Here is a 952-nt window from a genome sequence, read left to right as displayed (position 1 = left end):
CTTATCGCTATAATAGATCACTAATTTAATGCAATTGGTATAATTAAGCTTGTTTAGCTTTTAAACGCGCTAAACGTGCTACTTGATGAGTAGACGTTAAGAAAGAATAAATTGGTGCTAAGTAACCACGTTTACGAAGCTCTAAGAAATCAGCATCGCTTAACTCGTTTAGCTTTTTCTCATCGATAAGGTAAATACCGTTGATGTCTTTTTTCTCGCCTTTAATGTCTACTGTAAGCGTTTGCGCAATTAGTAGCTCTTTATCAGCAAGGAATTTAGTGAACGCTTCAGTTACTTGAGAAAACTCAATAAAAGATACAAGCGCTTCTTTACGACGTTTTAGGTAATCTGTTTCTTCGCCGTTTTCAAATAATGCATTACCTTCGTCTTCACCAACAAGCGCACTTGCTTCGTCAATTACGATACCGTATTGATCTTGATCTGGGTGTTTAACTAAGCCCAGTGGGTAACGAGTAGATGCCATAGGTGCAAATGCTGCAGTCCATTTACCATCTTCTACAAAAAGGTTTTCGCCTGGCTCTAAGCCAAACATAGCAACAGCTTGAAAAGTGCCGCTTTCGTTGTTTTTAACGAATGACATTGGAAACTCGTTTGCTACGCGTGCAAACTCATGTGCAACTACTGGCACTAAATGTTGAGTTTTCATGAATTCTACATTGATGCCGTTTTGAATTTTAGTGTTGGCATGCTTTTCGTTGTGTAAAGGCTGTACTTGTTGCTCCGCCATGTTACTGCTCCGTTTATTTTAATTTATATGTTTCATTGTTAATACCTTTAGGCTAATGCTTTTGAGCTAAAAAAGGAAGGGAAACTTTTATGACAGCGACCATGAAAAAATAAAATCTAACCAAATCTGAGCGTTGCTAAAAAACATACAGCTCAAACTCATAAATTCTGTTCAAAAACAACACACTTCATGGTTGATTTTAAT

General features: G+C 37.1%; 1 protein-coding gene. It reads right to left on the bottom strand.

The window, feature by feature from the left end:
- Positions 1-43 precede the first annotated feature (43 nt).
- Positions 44-748 carry a SapC family protein gene (locus GQR46_RS20120; RefSeq protein ID WP_002961447.1) on the bottom strand — a complete coding sequence of 235 codons (705 nt, stop codon included), beginning with the start codon at positions 746-748 and terminating at the stop codon, positions 44-46.
- Positions 749-952: the final 204 nt, after the last annotated feature.

This window comes from Pseudoalteromonas sp. Z1A6, from assembly GCF_011378745.1.
Taxonomy (GTDB): Bacteria; Pseudomonadota; Gammaproteobacteria; order Enterobacterales; family Alteromonadaceae; genus Pseudoalteromonas; species Pseudoalteromonas arctica.
Note: the sequence above shows the minus strand (reverse complement) of the source record. Positions and strands in the feature narration are given on the sequence as shown.

What these genes read in the sequence shown, in the direction of transcription:
- GQR46_RS20120 (WP_002961447.1), bottom strand. Translation starts at nt 748, where the DNA reads ATGGCGGAGCAACAAGTACAGCCTTTACACAACGAAAAGCATGCCAAC.